General features: G+C 69.0%; 17 protein-coding genes. 14 read left to right on the forward strand and 3 right to left on the reverse strand.

What is annotated here, in order from left to right; translation table 11 throughout:
* Window positions 1-13 precede the first annotated feature (13 nt).
* A complete protein-coding gene (locus BJ965_RS37585; protein ID WP_184916137.1) occupies window positions 14-1,210 on the forward strand; it encodes a cytochrome P450 in 1,197 nt (398 codons plus the stop codon).
* Between the two features lie 87 nt (window positions 1,211-1,297).
* On the opposite strand, the gene BJ965_RS37590 is transcribed toward BJ965_RS37585, so the two are convergent.
* Window positions 1,298-3,109, reverse strand: coding sequence for a S8 family peptidase (locus tag BJ965_RS37590; protein WP_313667643.1), 1,812 nt, complete (start codon window positions 3,107-3,109; stop codon window positions 1,298-1,300).
* Between the two features lie 246 nt (window positions 3,110-3,355).
* Here BJ965_RS37590 and BJ965_RS37595 point away from each other — a divergent pair, with 246 nt between their 5' ends.
* On the forward strand, window positions 3,356-4,201 hold the full coding sequence (locus BJ965_RS37595) for an RNA polymerase sigma factor SigF (RefSeq protein WP_030847811.1): 846 nt from the start codon (window positions 3,356-3,358) through the stop codon (window positions 4,199-4,201).
* Between the two features lie 307 nt (window positions 4,202-4,508).
* Here the strand turns inward: BJ965_RS37595 and BJ965_RS37600 are convergent, their stop codons facing one another.
* Window positions 4,509-4,793: a hypothetical protein gene (locus tag BJ965_RS37600; RefSeq protein WP_184916140.1), complete on the reverse strand. Its 285-nt coding sequence runs from the start codon at window positions 4,791-4,793 to the stop codon at window positions 4,509-4,511.
* A gap of 264 nt (window positions 4,794-5,057) precedes the next feature.
* Between BJ965_RS37600 and BJ965_RS40560 the strand changes: the two genes are divergently transcribed.
* On the forward strand, window positions 5,058-5,447 hold the full coding sequence (locus tag BJ965_RS40560; RefSeq protein WP_376777989.1) for an AraC family ligand binding domain-containing protein: 390 nt from the start codon (window positions 5,058-5,060) through the stop codon (window positions 5,445-5,447).
* Window positions 5,434-5,793, forward strand: coding sequence for a hypothetical protein (locus BJ965_RS37610; RefSeq protein ID WP_184916146.1), 360 nt, complete (start codon window positions 5,434-5,436; stop codon window positions 5,791-5,793). Before BJ965_RS40560 ends, BJ965_RS37610 begins: the two co-directional genes overlap by 14 nt.
* Before the next feature lie 41 nt (window positions 5,794-5,834).
* Here the strand turns inward: BJ965_RS37610 and BJ965_RS37615 are convergent, their stop codons facing one another.
* Window positions 5,835-6,053 (reverse strand): hypothetical protein, encoded by a 219-nt coding sequence (locus BJ965_RS37615; protein WP_184916149.1) that lies wholly within the window; start codon window positions 6,051-6,053, stop codon window positions 5,835-5,837.
* 638 nt (window positions 6,054-6,691) lie between these two features.
* Between BJ965_RS37615 and BJ965_RS37620 the strand changes: the two genes are divergently transcribed.
* From BJ965_RS37620 to BJ965_RS37665, 10 genes are all read left to right on the forward strand, one after another.
* A complete protein-coding gene (locus tag BJ965_RS37620) occupies window positions 6,692-7,735 on the forward strand; it encodes a ParB/RepB/Spo0J family partition protein (RefSeq protein WP_184916152.1) in 1,044 nt (347 codons plus the stop codon).
* Between the two features lie 321 nt (window positions 7,736-8,056).
* Window positions 8,057-9,328: a TrpB-like pyridoxal phosphate-dependent enzyme gene (locus BJ965_RS37625; protein ID WP_184916155.1), complete on the forward strand. Its 1,272-nt coding sequence runs from the start codon at window positions 8,057-8,059 to the stop codon at window positions 9,326-9,328.
* Between the two features lie 48 nt (window positions 9,329-9,376).
* Window positions 9,377-10,414, forward strand: a complete 1,038-nt coding sequence (locus BJ965_RS37630; RefSeq protein WP_184916159.1) for a BtrH N-terminal domain-containing protein — start codon at window positions 9,377-9,379, stop codon at window positions 10,412-10,414.
* Window positions 10,411-12,483, forward strand: a complete 2,073-nt coding sequence (locus BJ965_RS37635; protein ID WP_281402961.1) for a molybdopterin-containing oxidoreductase family protein — start codon at window positions 10,411-10,413, stop codon at window positions 12,481-12,483. The genes BJ965_RS37630 and BJ965_RS37635 overlap by 4 nt, the downstream gene beginning before the upstream one ends.
* Complete coding sequence (locus tag BJ965_RS37640; RefSeq protein ID WP_184916163.1) at window positions 12,476-13,165, forward strand: class I SAM-dependent methyltransferase; 690 nt, start codon at window positions 12,476-12,478, stop codon at window positions 13,163-13,165. Before BJ965_RS37635 ends, BJ965_RS37640 begins: the two co-directional genes overlap by 8 nt.
* Entirely contained in the window at window positions 13,162-13,839 is a 678-nt protein-coding gene (locus tag BJ965_RS37645) for a hypothetical protein (RefSeq protein WP_184916166.1), read from the forward strand. The genes BJ965_RS37640 and BJ965_RS37645 overlap by 4 nt, the downstream gene beginning before the upstream one ends.
* Complete coding sequence (locus tag BJ965_RS37650; protein ID WP_184916168.1) at window positions 13,826-14,812, forward strand: BtrH N-terminal domain-containing protein; 987 nt, start codon at window positions 13,826-13,828, stop codon at window positions 14,810-14,812. The genes BJ965_RS37645 and BJ965_RS37650 overlap by 14 nt, the downstream gene beginning before the upstream one ends.
* On the forward strand, window positions 14,809-16,188 hold the full coding sequence (locus BJ965_RS37655; RefSeq protein WP_184916171.1) for a phenylacetate--CoA ligase family protein: 1,380 nt from the start codon (window positions 14,809-14,811) through the stop codon (window positions 16,186-16,188). The genes BJ965_RS37650 and BJ965_RS37655 overlap by 4 nt, the downstream gene beginning before the upstream one ends.
* Entirely contained in the window at window positions 16,178-16,426 is a 249-nt protein-coding gene (locus BJ965_RS37660) for a ferredoxin (RefSeq protein WP_030847845.1), read from the forward strand. The genes BJ965_RS37655 and BJ965_RS37660 overlap by 11 nt, the downstream gene beginning before the upstream one ends.
* A 7-nt stretch (window positions 16,427-16,433) precedes the next feature.
* Entirely contained in the window at window positions 16,434-17,903 is a 1,470-nt protein-coding gene (locus BJ965_RS37665; protein ID WP_184916175.1) for a hypothetical protein, read from the forward strand.
* Window positions 17,904-17,908: the final 5 nt, after the last annotated feature.

A 17,908-nucleotide genomic window follows, 5' to 3' on the forward strand; every position in this document is an offset into this window, starting at 1 on the left:
CTCAGGAGCACACATGGCTCACACCGCCGCCTGCCCCTTCGACTACAGCGAGCAACTCGAGTTCGATCCGTCCCTCGCACAGCTCATGGCCCGCGGCCCGGTCAGCCGTATCCGGCTCTCCTACGGCGAAGCCGAGGCGTGGCTGGTCACCACCTTCGACGGCGTACGCCAGGTGACGACCGACCCCAGGTTCAGCCGGGCCGCCATCGTCGGCCGCGACTACCCCCGGATGACTCTCGAGCCGATCGTCTCCCCGGAATCGATCAACGTCATGGACCCGCCGCGCGGCACCCGGCTGCGCCACGCCGCCGCCCGGGCCTTCACCCAAAGCAGCGTGAAGCGCATGACGCCGGCCATCGAGGAGGTGGCCCACCGGCTCGTGGACGAGATGGCCGAGCAGGGCCCGCCGGCCGACCTGGCCCGTGGCCTGTCCGAACCGCTGCCCAACCACACCATCTGCGCCCTGCTGGACGTACCCGACGAGGACCGGCCGCTCATGCTGCGCCTCACCCAGCAGATGCTGGCCACCGCGCCCGATGCCCGGCAGGCGGCGGCGGAAGCCAAGCAGCACCTGCGCGCCTACTTCACCACGCTCGTCGCCGAACGCCGCAAGGACGGGGGCAGCGACCTCATCACCACCATGGCCGCCGGCGACCAAGAGGAGGAGCCCCTCAGCGACGACGAGCTGGCCGTCCTGGCGCTGACCCTCATCCTCAGCGGCAACGACACGGCCACCTGTCAGATCAGCAACATCGCCTACACCCTGCTGACCCGCCCCGAACTCCGCGATCTGCTGCGGCGCAGTCCGGAACAGCTTCCCCGGCTGCTGGACGAACTCCTGCGGCACATCCCCTTCCGCAAGGGCGTCGGCATCCCGCGCGTCGCGCTGGAGGACGTGGAGCTGGAAGGAGTGCTGATCCGCGCCGGAGACTTCGTGCACGTCTCCTACCTGGCCGCCAACCGGGACCCGGAGGTGTTCGCGGACCCCGACGTCCTCGACGTCGACCGTTCGGCGCACCCTCATATGACGTTCGGGTGGGGCGGCCATCACTGCGTCGCCAGCACCCTCGCCCTCGCGGAACTCAGGACCGCGATCGGGGTTCTGTTCACCCGCCTGCCCCGGCTGCGCCTGGCCGTACCGGCTCAGGAAGTGCCCTGGGACACCCGGACCATCCGGCGTTTCCCCCTGGAGCTGCCCGTGACGTGGTGAGGGCACGGGTACGGCCCGGCCCGCTCCTCGCGGCGAGGCGCAGGCGCCCCGCCGCGAGGAGTTCACGCACCCGGTGGAACCCTCCCGCTAGAAGGTGAGGTTCCAGGCGTCGATCCGCCCGGTGTCCTGCGTCGCGATGTCGCGGACACGCAGCTTCCACGTACCGGACGCGGTCTCCGACGATGCGTCCACCGTGTACGTTTTCACCACGTCGTCCCCGCTGTCGCCGTCGGCGAAGTCCTCCAGCGAGTAGACCGACCCATCGGGGGCGACGAGCGACAGCACCAGGTCGCCGCGGTACGTGTGCTTGACGTCCACACCGACCTTCAACGCGGCCGGGGCGTTGCCCGTCACACCGGTCACGGTGATCGGCGACTCCACCGTGGCGTTGTCGGCGACGGTGACGTCGGCGGTGTTCTCGAAGGAGCGGCCGGGCGGCGGCGTGGTGCCACCGACGGCCTTCAGCGCGTCGACCTGGCCCTCCCCGAAGAAGGCGTTCTTCGCCGTGGTGCCGGTGCAGCGGCCGTCGGACGGGCACGCGGTGTCGGTCGCCTGGCTTCCCAGCCGCGCGCGCAGATCAGCGGGGGTGGCGGCCGGATCGGCACTCTTCAGCAGCGCGGCGACACCGGCGACGTGCGGCGAGGCCATCGATGTGCCGTTCATGTTCCCGTACTTGCCGCCCGGGAGCGTGGAGTAGACGCCGTAGGCTCCGTCGCCGCCCGGGGCCGCGACGTCGATGACGTCCCGGCCGAAGTTGGAGTACGACGCCTTGATGTTCCCGTTGCCCATCGCCGCGACGGTCACCACGCCCGGCAGCTCCGTCGGAATGTCGATGCAGGCGTTGGTGATGGTGCGGTTGACGGGGGTGGAGTCGTTCGGGCTGGAGCTGTCGGTGCGCTTGTTCGCGAGGTCGTAGTTGGAGTTGCCCGCCGCCGCGACCTGGAGCGAGCCCTTGCCCTCCGCGTACTCCTGCGCCCGGCGCACGCCCTCGACGATGGCCGCCTGGTCCGGGTCGTCGGGGCAGTTGAACATCCAGGGATCCGTGTAATAGCTGTTGTTGGTGACGTCGAAGCCGTGGTCACCGGCCCAGATGAAACCGCAGATGGTGTTCTCGGCGAAGAACATGCTCGTACTCGGCTCCGCGACGCGCACGGAGGCGATCTTCACGCCCGGTGCGACGCCGACCACACCCTTGCCGTTCTTCGCGGCGGCGATGGTGCCTGCCACGTGCGTGCCGTGGCTGCCGACGTCACGCCAGGCGCCGGCCCGGGTGTCGGCCTTGCCGTAGGCGCACGAGACGGAGTCCGCCGTGTCGAAGTTGGGCGCGATGTCCTGGTGCCGGTCGTCCACCCCGGTGTCGAGGACGCCCACCGTGACGGACGCCGAACCGGTGCTGACGGCCCAGGCCTTGTCGGCGTTGATCCTGGTCATGTCCCACCGTGCCGTCTCGGCGAGCGTGGTGGACGACTGCCCGGGAGCACTCGGCAGGGTGGGGGAGTAGGCGTCGGCGGGGACGTCCGAGGTGCGCGTGGCACCCACCTTCTGCACGCCCGTGACGGAGCGCATCGCGGCGGCGAAGCCGGCCGACGAGGAGTGGGCGACCACGACGCCGATCGCGTCGTAGTGCGCGAACACCGAACCGCCGTTCGCCGCGACGGCGTTGCGAGCGGCGGATGTGTCGCCGGGGGCTGTGATGACGAGGTAGGAGCGGGTTCCGGCGGCCCAGCCGGCGGCCGTCTGGGCGGGCGCGGCGGCGCGGGCCGCGGCCGGACCCGGCGGGAGGCCGGTGTCCACGTCGGCCGCCCCGGCGGGCGTGGCGAGCGCGAGGGCCGCTCCGACAGCGGCGGCGGACAGCAACGACCGTCTGAGACGGTGCCGGTATATGCGGGGGGTTGTCACAGCATCCTCCGAGAACCCGGGGCAAGGGGTGCTGCCTGCCGGGCCGTGGGTCGAATGGGTCGACGCAAGATTTCAGATGAGGGCATGACAAGGGAAGGGGCTGCGGCCATCGATCGCCAGGGGGAGACAAGTAGGTGACTCCACTCCGGATCGCGTAGGGGGCATGCTCTGTACATGCCGGGGTACACGCGCGATCGTCAGCCCGAGGCAGGCTGGCGGTGTGTGGCGACAGGGGAGGGAAGCATCGTGGCGACAGTGACTGCGGCGAAGACGGACACCAAGGTGGAGGGCATGCCGGAGGTCGCCGACCCCGCCCGGGTGGCGCCGAAGGACGCCAGGGAGCTGACGCGTCTGTTCTTCGACCAGCTCGCGGTGCTGGAGGAGGGCACGCCCGAGTACCAGTACGCGCGGAACACGCTGATCGAGATGAACATGTCCCTGGTCCGCTTCGCGGCGGGGCGGTTCCGCAGCCGCGGGCCGGAGGAGATGGAGGACATCGTCCAGGTCGGCATGATCGGCCTGATCAAGGCCATCGACCGGTTCGAGCTGACCCGGGAGGTGGAGTTCACCTCCTTCGCCATCCCCTACATCGTCGGCGAGATCAAGCGGTTCTTCCGCGACACCACCTGGGCCGTGCACGTCCCGCGCCGGCTGCAGGAGGCCCGGGTCCACCTCGCCCGCGCCACCGAGGAACTCCGCAGCCGCCTGGGCCGCACCCCGACGGTGAAGGAACTGTCGGAGCTGATGAGCCTGCCCGAGGACGAAGTCAGGGAGGCCCGCCTGGCCTCCAACGGCTACAACTCCACCTCCCTGGACGCGGCGATCAGCAGCAGCGAGGACGGCGAGACGGCCCTCGCGGACTTCATCGGCGCCGACGACCAGGCCCTCGAACTCGTGGAGGACTTCCACGCACTCGCCCCGATGATCGCCGCACTCGACGAACGCGACCGGCAGATCATCCAGATGCGCTTCGTGGAGGAACTCACCCAGGCCCAGATCGGCGAACGCCTGGGCGTCTCCCAGATGCACGTCTCCCGCCTGCTCTCGCGCTGCCTGGCCCGGCTGCGCGAGGGCATGCTCTCCACCAGCTGACTCCACGGCGGACGGCGGACGGCGGGCGCCCGGGTCAGATCATCCGAGGAGTCCGCTGCCGCCGAACTGGGTGTTCTCCCGTTGGGAGAGGCCGACGGACGAGGCGGTGATCATGGAGTCGCCGTCAGTGGTGGCGCCCCATGACGACGGCGATCAGCAGCGCCCCCGTTCTCCATCCGCCGTACAGGCCACGTCTGTTCTCCACGAACCGGATCCCCTCCCGTTCGGCGCACCGGCGTGCGCCGCAGTCAGGAAATCGTAAGACGAGCCGGCGCAACGTCGATGGCGCCCCGGTGCGGTGCGGACGCTACGACGCGGCCACGACCTCGCCGGCTGTGACCTGGGGCGGCTGGGGGAGCAGTGCGGCGAGCCGGTCCCGGACGAAGTCCTTGGCCCTGTCGGTCGACTCCTCGGCGCCGGAGCGGTCCTGGAAGACACTCGTCGACACCATCACGCCGCCCCCGGCATCGACCCAGTAGTAGGCCACGAAACCCTGTACCTGCCGAACCAGAGGCAAGAACTCCTCGTTCACCAGGCGCCCGGCCTCGGCGGGCTCGGTCACCCCTTCGTACCGGCGAATCACTGCGTACATGTGCTGCTCCTCCTACTTCTCGACCTGTCCTGTGCGCATACGACCTACCCGCTGTGAGGCGCGAGGGGTGCGGCCGACGAGAGAAGATCACCGGAAGAGCCTCCTTGGCCGAGGTACGGGACACCCGGACTCGGGCAGGGGAGCGGCGTGCCCGTCAGAGTCGGCGGCTGCCGGGCCGGTCGTCCGGCCCTGTATACAGGCCGTTTGGGACAGCCGCCGGTGGACGAGGTGCATGGCCTGCTCTTTCTCCCCGACGGGCTGCCGGTGTACGCCGGCCGGTACGAACACGAGGGCGCCCTCGCACCGCACACGCACAGTTTCGTGGAGGTCGTGGTCGTCACCGGTGGCGACGGCGTGCACCACGCACCGGGCGGCCGGCGACGGCCGGCGGTCGGAGACATGGTGCTGCTGCGGCCCGGGGTGTCGCACGGCTACGACGCCGAGGTTCACCGCGATCCGACCTGCCCCGCCCCCGCTTCGGCGGGTCGGCGGGCGGGTGTGGGGGCCGGGCAGACGAGGGCCGGGCGCCGCCCGCCCCGCCTTGCCGACGGCACCCGGCGGGGGGTCGTACGCGCCTGTATTGCCCGTTCGTGGGACCGGCCGAGCCGAACGGACGGCACGGCGCATAGAATCCGATCTCATGCCGAAGCCTGACGAGCTGATCGTTGACATCGCCGCCCTTGTGGAGTCCGGGCAGAGCAGTCAGATGTCCTTGACCGTGGTCACCGGTGGTGCTGTCATCACCGGTCGCCTCGCTCCCGAAGCCATGTGGCGCAAGCGGGTGTCGGAGGTGCTGACGGATTCCGCCCGCCTGGGTGCGTTCTCCACCGTCTTCGACACCCCGCACAAGAAGGACGGGCCGCCCACGCATCTGCACTTCCATGTCGCGCGGATCCTGCAAGGCACCGTGGGGATCCCGGAGACGGGAGGGATGTTCCGCGTCGCGATCGAGGACATCAGTGCCTGGACCGTGGGCGACTTCAGCTACTCCGACCACTGACCCGCTGCCGCGCCGAGAACGCGCGGTCGTGAAGGTCGGGTCTACGCGGCGCTGTCGTGACCGGCCTCGCCCGGAGCGCCCAGCGGCCGCGTCGGCCCCTCGTCCTCCACCATCCTGCGTTCCGGCTCCGTCCCGTCCAACTCCCAGTGGTGGCGGCACTCCTCACACCGGGGACCGTCCGCCGCCACGTCGAGCACCTCCCTGTGCGGACAGTCCGTGCCGTCCCCGCGTCCCGCACACGCTTCGCCGCTGACCCCCATGCGCTCGACCGTGCGCCGTCCCGGACCTGAACGGGAGGGCGCCGGTGGGGCGCACAGGCGCGCAACCTCCGTACAACGCCCCGGCACCCGCCGTTGTACGTGGTCGGTGAATACACCAGGAGAACAGCCTGAACGGCAGAGTAATAGTGGAATTTTGAACATCTTCGGCGCCGCGTGGCACTACCTGTGAATCGGCGGCTTCCACAGTCTCCGTGATCTCGCCTTTGCTCTTCACGCCGGCCAAGAGAACGGGCTGTGCGACCCGGATGACCAAGACAGATCATGCGTCCAACTGCGAGGACTTTTCCGTCCACCCGCGAGGAGCCGATCATTCCGTCTCGGCCGGAGAGCTTTGCACCCCTGCCGTCAGTCGATCAGCGATCAAGGAATGGCCGGCTTCCTCGACAGAACCGCATGACAGAAGCCTTGCACCGACCCGATCCTCCTGACAGGGTTCGGGAGTCGGTTCTCGGCATTGCGTCACGGGGGAGACTCGATGTTGTTCACCTTTCCGATGGCCCATGACAGCTCTTCCTTTCCTCGAACCGTGGTTCGCCGCGCTGCCTGACGTCATCCGCAACCGCATGATGCGTACGACAGCTGGTGGGACCACTGGGAGTTGCTGAGGAGGAAGAGCGATGGACCACATCTCCGCATCCGTACAGAAGCCGATGCAACAGCACTTACCCGGCCCGGATCCGCACCTGGGCGGACTTTTGTCGGAGATCACCCGGGTCCCGATCAGCCGCATCATGGTCGTGGGCTCACTCCGCAGGGTCGGAGAGGACCCACGGCACATCAATGCGCTCGCCGAAGTGTGCTCCGAACTGCCGCCGATCGTGATCCACCGGAAGACGATGACCGTCATCGACGGTGTGCACCGGCTCAGGGCGGTGGAGAACAGCGGCGCCACGCACATAAGCGCCGTGCTCTTCAACGGTGACGAGCGAGAGGCCTTCGTCCTCGCGGTCAAGCTGAACAGCAACCACGGACTGCCGCTCTCCCTTGCCGACCGCAAGGCCGCGGCCCTCCACATGCTCGCCGACTTCCCGGAGTGGTCCAACCGGAGGCTGGCAGGGGTCGTCGGCCTGTCGGACAAGACCGTCGCAGCGCTCAGGCGACGGTCGGGTGCGGAACTTCCGCACCCGACCGCCGTGCGGCTCGGGCGCGACGGGGTGGCCTACCCGCTCGCGGCGGCCGAAGGCCGCAGTCGCGCGCTGGTGTACCTCGCCGCGCATCCCGACGCGTCCGCGCAGGAGGTGGCGCGCGCCGCGGGCATCTCGCTGACCACGGCGAAGGACTTGCGAAAGCGGGCGCGCGCGGCCCTGGGAGAACCGCAGACGACGGTACGGCCGAACGCCGGGCCGGTCCGGGGGAGCGGGGCCGGCCACCCCGCGATGGTGAACCCCCCCAGGGCGCACCCGGACGGCGCCGACCTGGCCTCGGCCGTGCGGCGGTTGCGGGCCGATCCCTCGCTCCGGTTCACCGAGGTGGGACGGAAGCTGCTGCGGACACTGGACCCCACGACCGCGCAGCCGCACGACTGGGCGGCGATGGCGAGCAGTATCCCGATCCACTGCGCACCACTGATCGCCGAGCTGGCACGGCACCACGCCGAAAGCTGGCAGCTCCTGGCGGATTCGTTGACGGAACGGATCAATTCTCGAGAAACTGGCGTATAGCTGTCCAGCCGGTTCGTCGCGTGAGGCTGGCGACGTCTTGGATTCGTCGCCTCCGGTTGATTGCGCCGAGATCATTTCCCGGATTCTCGCGGACTGCTGCGTGAAAGAGATGGAAAAGCCTTTCTGAGTCTGCCGTATTCGTTGAATGTGCGACTTGAGGTTCGACCGGTTGCGCGGTGCTCGAACGGTTTGTACGCTGGCTCACACAATTTTGAAGCGGGGTGCGGGGGGAACGTGACTTCGTATAGTCCTGGCCGTGTTGGGCATGAGAAATCACCCGTGTCCCAAGTCATTGTTCGTGACGGTTCAGCGTTACCGGGAATGCCGACCCATTGGTACAACTTCCTGGCGGATCTGCCCGGACCCATACCCGAAGTCAGGGATTCCGGAAGCCCCTCCGCCGCGGAGGTATCCGCGAAAGTCCGGCCGCGGGTCCTCATCGAGCAAAACGGTTCGGACGAGCAATGGATCGCGATACCCGAACCGGTCGCGGAACGACTGCGGCAATGCGGACGGCCGACACCGCTGCACCGGGCACACCGGCTCGAGAAGCATCTCGGTACGGGCGCGAGAATCTACCTCAAGCGTGAAGACGTCCTTCCCACCGGCAGCTTCAAGCTGAACACCGCCCTGGCACAGGCGTACTACGCGGCCGAGGAGGGGCGGACGACTCTCGTCACCGAGACCGGGGCAGGTCAATGGGGGATGAGTGTCGCGCTGGCGGCGAAGATGTTCGGCTTGCGGGCCGAGATCTTCATGGTGAAATGCTCGCTCGACCAGAAGCCCTACCGGCGCCACTACATGGAGCTCCTGGGGGCCGAGGTGCGGCCGTCGCCGTCGACCCACACGGCGATCGGACGAAAGATCCTCGGGGAGCACCCCGGCCACCCCGGCAGTCTCGGCACCGCGATCAGCGACGCGATCGAGCACGCCCTGGGCAGTCCCTCCGCCGCGTACCTGGCCGGCAGCGGAATGCCCCACGTCTACCTCCACCAGACGCTGCTCGGACTCGAAGTCGCGCAGCAGCTCAAGGAAACCCACGGCGAGGACCTGGGCGTCGACGGACGCGGCGACCACCTCATCGCGTGCTCGGGCGGCGGAAGCAACCTCTGCGGTCTCATCGGCCCTCACCTGCGGGCCAAGGCCGACGGAGCGGACCTCCGCTTCCTCGCCGCGGAATCCACGGCGGCGCCCCGCCTCACCCAGGGCGTCTACGCGTACGGCCGCACCGACCTGGGCGGCTTCACGCCCGAGGTCCTGGGCTACACGATGGGCGAGAGCTTCATCCCCCCGCCCAACCACGTCGGCGGACTGCGCAACCACCACAGCTCCGCCCTCGTCAGCCTGCTGCGGCACAAGGGCGTCCTGGACGCCGTCGCCCTCGACCAGCGGACGGCGCTCGAAGCCGGCCGACTCCTGCTGCAGACCGAGGGCCTGCTGCTCGCCCCCGAGGCCGGTCACGCGGTCGCCGCGGCCCTGGACGTCGTGGCGAAGGCCGACGCGGACCACCTCGAACCCGTGATCGTGGTCCTGGCCAGCGGCTCCGGATTTCTCGATCTGCAGGGATACAACGAAGTCCTGCTCGACGCATAGCCGCACCCTCGTTCACGGCAACTTCGCACCTTGCGATTGGAAAGCCATATGCGCTTGGCGACATTTCAACCCCAGCTCGGCGTTCATTGCGAGACGACCACGCTGCGCAACATGCTCCACCATGCCGGCGCCGGCATATCCGAAGCCATGCTGTTCGGCCTCGGCCAGGGGATCGACTTCCAATACTGGGACGCTCCGGATCCCGGTCACGCCACGCCGATGCTCACCGGCCGGATCGAGCCCGCCCTGCTGTCCCGCAACGCCTGCGCGGCCCTGGGTGCGACCCTGCGTGAAGCACGGTCCCCCGACTCGGAATCGGCCTCCGCCGCAGCCACGGAGCTGCTGGCCGCGGGGCACGTCGTGGGAGTGTCCGTCGACATCTTCCACCTCGACTACTTCTCGTCCCGAAGCCATTTCGCGTCGCACTACGTCGCGGTGTACGGGCTCGACGATTCCCTCGCCCACGTCGTCGACACCGAGCAGCAGGGTGGCGCGCAGACCCTTCCGGCGGAGTCGCTGCGCCGTGCCCGTGCCTCGGACGAGGGCTTCATGCCGTCGCCCCATCTGCACCTGTACGTCGAGAAGCTGCCGGAACGTCTGACCACCGACACCGATGCGGTTCTGCGCGAACAGATCTGGCACGCCGTCCGGCAGACCGCGCAGCGGATGACCGAGGACCGCGGACCCCGATTCGGCCTCCGTGCCATGCGGCGGGCCGCTTCCGAGATCGCCGGATGGGGCGACACCCTCGCCTCCCCGGACGAGACGGTGCCGGGAGTCGGTCGCTTCTGGCGCTTCGCCGGGACCGGAGGAGCGAACTTCCGCAAGCTCTACACCGAATTCCTGCGGGAGGCCCGGCAGCGGTACGACGACCCCGAACTCGATCCGTTCGTCGAGGACTTCGACGACGTGCGGCGGCAGTGGGACCAGGCCATCGACCTGCTGACGGCCTACCGGCGCGCAGACGACGGGCAAAGGCGACTGGAAGCCGTCGCCGCCCTGCTGGACGCGATCGCCGACGCCGAACAGGTTCTCTTCGAAAGGCTGCTCGTGTCAGCCGCCAAGCGGGCGGGTGAGCCGGCTTGACGATCACCCGGGCCAGGTCCGTCTGCCGTATGTGCCACGGCGGATGCGGCGCCATGGTCGAGCTCTCCGACGGCGTCCCCACCGACATCCACGGCGACCCGGACAATCCCACGAGCGAGGGCTACTTCTGCATCAAGGGCAAGGCGTCCCTCGACCTGCTGCGCAGCCCGGACCGGCTGACGACGCCGCTGATGCGTACCGGCCCGCGCGGCTCGGGGGAGTTCGAGCCGGTCAGCTGGGACGCCGCCCTCGACCGGATCGGCAGCGAGCTCGCCGCGACCATCGGCCGGCACGGGCCCGAGTCCGTCGCCCTCGCCCAGGGCACCGACCGCAACTACCAGGAATGGGTGTTCCGGCTCGCCAACGCGATCGGGACACCGAACGTGGTAGGTCCGGCCCACGTGTGCTTCTACCCGCGGGTCATGGCCTCGATCATGACGTACGGCGCCTTCACCTTCTGCGACTACGACGGTGACCCCGAAGTCGTCCTGCTCTGGGGCAGCAACAAGCCGAGCACCCACTCGGACGGCGTGATCGGCATCAAACTGCTGCGAGCCGTCGAGCGGGGCAGCCGCGTCATCACCGTCGACCCGCGACGGACGCAGACCGCGGCCCGCTCCAGCCTGCACCTGGCGATTCAGCCGGGCACCGACTGCGCACTGGCACTCGGCATGATCAAGATCGTTGTCGACGAGGGCTGGTACGACCACGACTTCGTCGCCGCGCACACCTCCGGGTTCGACGAACTCGTCGCGCACGTCAAGGCGTACGACATCGAGCGGGTCGCGCGGATCACCGGACTCGCACCCGGGCTCATCCACGAAGCCACCCGCTCCTACGCCCTCGCCGCACGGGCGTGCATCGAGGCCGGAACCGGTCTGTCGCAGAACGAGAACTCCTTCGACACCCACCGCGCCATCGCCCTCCTCGCCGCGATCTGCGGAAACATCGACGCCCCCGGCGGCGACGTGATCTGGGAGCCGATGCCGATCGAGGGCCGGCGTGCCTTCCCGCGCTCGGACCTGCTCCCGGAGGAGCAGGCGAAGAAGCGGATCGGCGGCGACAAGCACAAGATCCTCTCGATGTCCGGCTGGGTCGCGCCGGGAGACCTGCACGAGGCCATCGTGACCGGCTCGCCGTACCCGATCACCTCGATGCTGGTTTTCGGCAGCAACATGCTGGCCTCGCACGAGAACACCGAGCTGGTCCGTCAGGCGATGAGCAAGCTGGACCTGGTCGTCGTGTGCGACCTGTTCATGACGCCGACCGCCCGGTACGCGGACGTGGTCCTGCCGACATCGAGCTGGCTAGAACGGGACCAGATCGTCGAGTTCAACTCCTACATCGCGGCCCGGCGGAAGATCGCCACGGTCCAGGGCTGCCGCTCGGACGAGGAGATCATCCTCCAGCTCGCCGAACGGCTCGGCCTGAGCGAGCACTTCTTCCCCTCGCTGGAAGCCGCTCTCGACGCGAAGCTGGCCGGCATCGAGCTCACCTGGGAACAGTTCACGAAGATCGGCTACATCCGCAACGAGAAGCGGTACCACAAGTACCGCGAGGGCGGATTCCGTACCCGGTCCGGGCGCGTGAACCTCATGAACAACGGGCTGCGGTCCATGGGCTATGAGCCGTTCCCGGTCTTCCGGCGCCCGCCGGAGACGGACCCGGCCCTGCCGTACCTGATGACCAGCGCCCATCCGCGCCAGTTCTACAACACCGAGTTCCACCAACTCCCGACCACCTCGCGCGGCCAGACCACGGCGCGGGTGACCGTCCATCCGGACACCGCGGACCGGGAAGGTCTGACCGACGGTGAAGAGGTCGACCTCTTCACGCGGGCCGGTGCGCGCGGGGTGCGCATGACGGTCAAGATCTCCGACTCCGTCGCACCGAACGTCGTGATGGCGGACGCCGGCTGGTGGTATCCGGGCGCGTCCTCGGTCGACGACTCGCTCAGATCCTCGGTCAATCTCCTGACGGACAACGACCGTTCCGACGTGCACATGGGGAGCGCGACGATGAGAGGTGTAGCAGTGGGAATACGGCGGCTGGGGCCGGGCCGTGGCTAGCGCGCGGGGCACCGTCGCCGCCCGGGTGCCGGAGACCGACGAGGGCCTGCAGGGCGACGAGCTGGCCCTCAAATACGACGAGATGCAGCGCCACATCCGGGACAACGGCTGGCTCCAGGAGAAGATCGACGACATCCTGGCGGCGGAGATCTCCTCCGGCGAGGTCCTGGAGCTGGGATGCGGCCCGGGCTACCTGGGCCTGGAATGGATCATCCAGGCCCAGGACTCCGCCCGGCTCGTCGGCCTCGACATCTCACCGGCGATGCTCCGACGGGCGACCCTCAACGCGAACGCGTACGGCGTCGCCGATCGCTGCGCCTACGAGTGCGGCACCGTCCTGGCCCTGCCGTTCGACGACCACCGCTTCGATCACGTCATCAGCGCGTCCTCCCTGCACGAATGGGCGGATCCGGTGACCGCCCTGTCGGAGATGCACCGCGTGCTCAGGCCGGGCGGCCGGTACTGCGTCTCCGACCTGCGCAGGGATGTGGACCGCACGACGTTCCAGTTCATGAAGGCGAACATCGCGGCCGACATGCGCCCGGGCTTCCGCACCTCGATCCGGTCCTCGTACGTCAAGAGCGAGATCGACGAGCTGCTGCGCGGCACCGCGCTCGACACGGCCGTCGTGACGGAAGTGCAGATGGGGATCGTCATCACGGGCAGGAAGGAAGCGCCATGAACGCACTCGCGGGAAGTTCGCCGGCCATCACCGCCACGCGCGACGGGCGCTTCCCCGACCGCGCCGGCTTCGGCCGGGCCTGGGAGGAGATCCTCCGGACGTCGAGCACCTGGCGGGACCTCGACTGCGGGCAGTACCTGTCGGCCTGGTGCGGATACGCGCCGGACCACGTCGTGGAGAAGTTCGCCGGGGTCAACCACGTCGGCATCTACATGGGCGACTACGACAACGACGACGAGGTGTTCGGCTGGAACGCCCACCTGAACGACCTGAGGGCGTCCGGGCAGATCACCACCGTCGAGATGGGGCCGTCGTACATCTCACCCCGGCAGTACGGCACGCCCGGATGGTGGAACTCGATCGCCCTCTCCGACGGACGGGTCATCGAGATGTTCGCCTGCCGCCGGTTCGGCCCCTGGGCGGACCGCCCCGCCGGCGAGCGGGGACGGCTGATGTCGCACGTCGCCATCGACGTGCACACCGACGCCGACGTCCGCTACCTCCTGGACGTCCTCGACCGGGACGTCGACCACCTCGAGAACATCGCGTTCACCGAGGCGGACGAACTCGGCCACACCTACGGGCACCTGCGCAACAACGACAGCGGCTCCGTGCTCGAGATCGTCTACGAGGCGCCGCGCGGCGGAACGGGGCACGGCGATGGCGGTCATTGAGATCTCGCCGTACTCCGGTGAACACTGCGAATCCACCGCTCTGCTCAACATGCTGCGCAACCACGACATCGAGCTGAGCGAGCCACTGATCTTCGGGCTGGGACAGGGCCTGTCGTTCCTGTACTGGCACTCGAAGCAGATGCCCAGCCCGTTCCTCGCCGGCCGGGTCAAACCCGACCACCTCATGCGCAACGTGGCGGACGCGCTCTCCCTGGAGCTGCGGGCGCAGGAGACGTCCTCACCCGCGAAGGCCGAGGCCACACTGATCGAGGCTCTCGACGAGGGCGACGTGGTGGGCCTCAAGCTCGACCGCTACCACCTCGACTACGCGCGGGAGAACCACCACTTCGCCGCACACTACGTCGCCTGCATCGGCTACGAGGACGACAGGTTCGTCGTCGTCGAGACCCGGTCGCTCGGCGTGCGGTCGACATCGCGGGAGAGCATGGCCCGGGCCCGGTCCGCCAAGGGGCCGATGTCCTCGCGCCACCTGTCCGTCCGGGTGGACCCGCGCGGCTACGACGAGTCGATCCTCGCGAAGGCCTGCCGGACCTCGATCCTGGCCGCCGCACAGGACTTCCTGAGCCCGCCGATCACCAACATGGGATTCAAGGGGATCGCGAAGGCCGGCTCCCTGATGCGCGGGTGGCACGACAAGCTCGACCGGCCCGTGGAGGCGATGAGCGCCGTCGGCACCAGCATGGAGGAAGGCGGCACGGGCGGCGGACTCTTCCGGACGCTGTGGGCGCAGTTCCTCGAAGAGGCACACGAGCTGACCGGCGTCGAGGCCTACGACGAACTCGCCGTCGAGTACCGCCGCATCGCCAAGCGCTGGACGGACGTGGCGAACCTGCTGCGCGACGCCGACGACTCCAGTGCCCGGCGCTCACTCGACGAGGCCGCGGCGATCGTCGCCGGCCTGGCGGCCGAGGAACGAACGGCGATGGCACGGCTGGAGGAGGCGTCCCGATGACCACGCTCTCCAGGCCGGCCGGCCACGACCCGCGCGGCGCACTGCGCGACACCCTCGTCTCCCGCGTCGACATCGCCCGGAAGGTCGCCGCGGTCACGTCACTGGACCGGCAGGCCCTCGACGCCTGGATCGCGCAGGCGCTCTCCGCGACCGTGGAACACGCCTGCCGCAACTCACCGTTCTACGCCGCCTTCGTCCCGGCCCAGGCCGCCCGAGAGGCCGCGCAGGGCCGCCCGCACGCCTTCGAGGCCCTGCCCTTCACGACGCGTGACCATCTCTCAGCCGCCTACCCGCTCGGCATGCTCGCCGTGCCGCGGCGGGAGGTGATCCGGTTCGACGAGAGTTCCGGCACCGGCAACGGGCGCCCGATCGCGGCGTTCTTCACGATGGCGGACTGGCTGGAGAACAACCTCACCGTCGCCGGTCTGCTGTCCGCCGTGCTGGACGAGCGGGACGTCGCGGCCATCGCCGTCCCGTACGAGCTGGCCGGGGTGGGCCAGGACCTCGACCGTGCGATCGAGCTCCTCGGCTGCACCATCGTGCCGCTCGGCGCGGCCTCCCCGTCCTGCACCCCGGACCGGATGGTCGACGCCCTGCTGCGATCCGGCGCGACCACCCTGGTGTGCTCCGGCACACGTGCCCTGTTCCTCGGCGAGATGGCCCGCCGCCGCGGCATCGACCCACGACGCGACCTCGCCGTTACGAAGATCCTCATGGCGGGGGAGGGAGCGTCGCCCGCCAAGAAGCGGCGCCTGGCCGACCAGTGGGACGCCGTCGCGTACTCGATGTTCGGCATGACCGAGACCAACACGCTGGCCATGTTCTGCCGCGAGCGTGAGCTGCACCTGGTCGAGACACGGACCTTCTTCGAGGTGGTCGACCCGGAATCCGGCGCGCGGCTGACGGACGGCTCCGTCGGTGAACTGGCCGTGACCACGCTGGCGAGCCGGGCCATGCCGCTGCTGCGGTACCGCACCGGCGACGTGTGCCGGATCGAGGCGGCGCCGTGCGCCTGCGGTTCACCGTTGCGCCGGCTGCAACACCGTGGCCGCATCGGCGACCGCATTCCGCTCGGTGACCGCCGAACCTCCCAGCTGGAGATCGAGGACATCGTCCTCGGCGCCATGACCACCGAGCCGTACTACTTCGCCTTCGACATCGACGGCGATGCCCTGGAGATCGCCCTGCCACCGTCCGGCGCCGACGACGCCACCCGGAAATCGATCGAGGCCGCGGTCCGTGACCGCCTCGGAGCGGCCACCCGGTTCCGCGCGCTGGACACCCACCGGTTCGAGACGGCGCTGCGAACCTCGGCCAAACCGACGATGCGCAACTTCAGTGCCTACGGGGGAGGAGGAGCTGCCGGTGAGGGTTGAACTGCCGCTTCCCGCGCGCATTCCGATCGACGGGCGCTTCGAGATCGATGACACCTGCATCGACTGCAAGCTCTGCAACGACCTGGCGCCCGACAACTTCGACGCGGACCTCGACAACGACGTCCACTACGTGTGCAAACAGCCCGAGACACCCGACGAGCTCGAGCGGGTCCTCGACGCATTCGAATCCTGCCCCACCGAATCGATCCGGTACTCAGCGGCACCCAGCGGGGAGTGATGGCGCAATGTCAAGCCTGGACGATCCAGTAGAAGCCGACATGTGCGCCGGCCGACGGCAGACGACCGAACTGGGGCCGGTGGCCGAGAGCTACGACCAGCTGCACCGCATCGACCTGCTCGGCGAGGCGCGGGCCGCACGAGGAGTGCCCGAAGGCACGTACGACTCGACGGTGTGCGCCGTCCTCCAGGCGTCCGAGGTGTGCCTGCTCAACCTGGCCCGGCTGGCGAACAGGACCCAGGCGTGCCTGCTGGCCGACGACATCCAGAGCGCCTCCCGCTACATCCAGTGGGCCGTAGGGTTCCACCGGTTGCTGCGCAGGCTCGGCACGGTCATTTTCGGCGCCCGCGGCATCTACGGAGCCGGCGTGTCCGCGGGGGCCACGACCGTGAGCATCTCCGAGTCCGCCGGCTACGCGGCCTACGTGGACGCGCTCCGGGGACTGGAGGACGTGGCCAAGGGCTCGCTGCTAACCGGCGCGCCCGAACTGACCCGCTCCACCATCGCCACCAAGAGCATCGACGACTCGCTGTACCGGGTGCTGCACGGCATCCGGATCGGCTGCCACGACGCCACCAAGTGGGAGAGCGACCTCACCGCCCTACCCATCGGGGTGAGCCGGAGCACCGACGAGCTGATCTCCGCAGAGACACTGGCGCGTGCGGTCGCCGCGACCGAGCTGCACGGGGACACCCTGCACGGCGAGTTCGTCGCCCTGCACCAGGTACCGGAGATCCTCTGCGCCGAGGCGAACGACCACCTCGAGGTCGCGATCCGGGCCATCCGCGCATCGGCTCTGAGCCGGGCGGCACAGCACCTGACGGCCTGCCGGGAGCTGCTCGATCCGGTGGTCGACGCCCAGCGGGTGATGGCCGAACACCTCGCCACCGGGGAGTACCACGAGTTCCGGACGAACCTGGGACCCGCCAGCGGTACGCACTCGCTGTCGATCAAGCAGCACATGTTCCGGGATCTGTTCAAGCACATGTGGAACGACCTCGAAACCTGGCTGCGCTCATTCGGCGCCTCGTCGCTGGAGGAGACCGTCAGGGACATCGACGCACGCCGCCACGACGACCCGGAGGCCTGGCTGCGGCACACCGTGGTCGACCAGGCGTTCAAGCTGCACTCCGCCCACCAGCAGTGGCGCCACGAGCATCTGCACATGCCCCGCAACTGCCTGGGCAGCGGCGGCACCAAATCCATGATCGGCATCCCGGACGGGCCCCAGGCGGTCTACAAGATGAGGGACGCGGCCAACGCCCAGCACTCACTGGCCACGATCCACCGGGCACGCCGGACGCCGCTGACGAACGCCGTGCCGGACTCGCCCATGGCCAAGCTCATCACCGATCCCAGCTCCCTCGACTCCGAACTGATGCGGGTCGTGGGCGAGGCGACACGCGAGTACTTCCCCCAGGTGCAAGAGCAGGGCTACCAGCCGTTCCGGTCCGGTGCGGCCGAGCGGAACCCGTAGGAGCG

The sequence above is a fragment of the Streptomyces luteogriseus genome, assembly GCF_014205055.1.
Classification (GTDB): Bacteria; Actinomycetota; Actinomycetes; order Streptomycetales; family Streptomycetaceae; genus Streptomyces; species Streptomyces luteogriseus.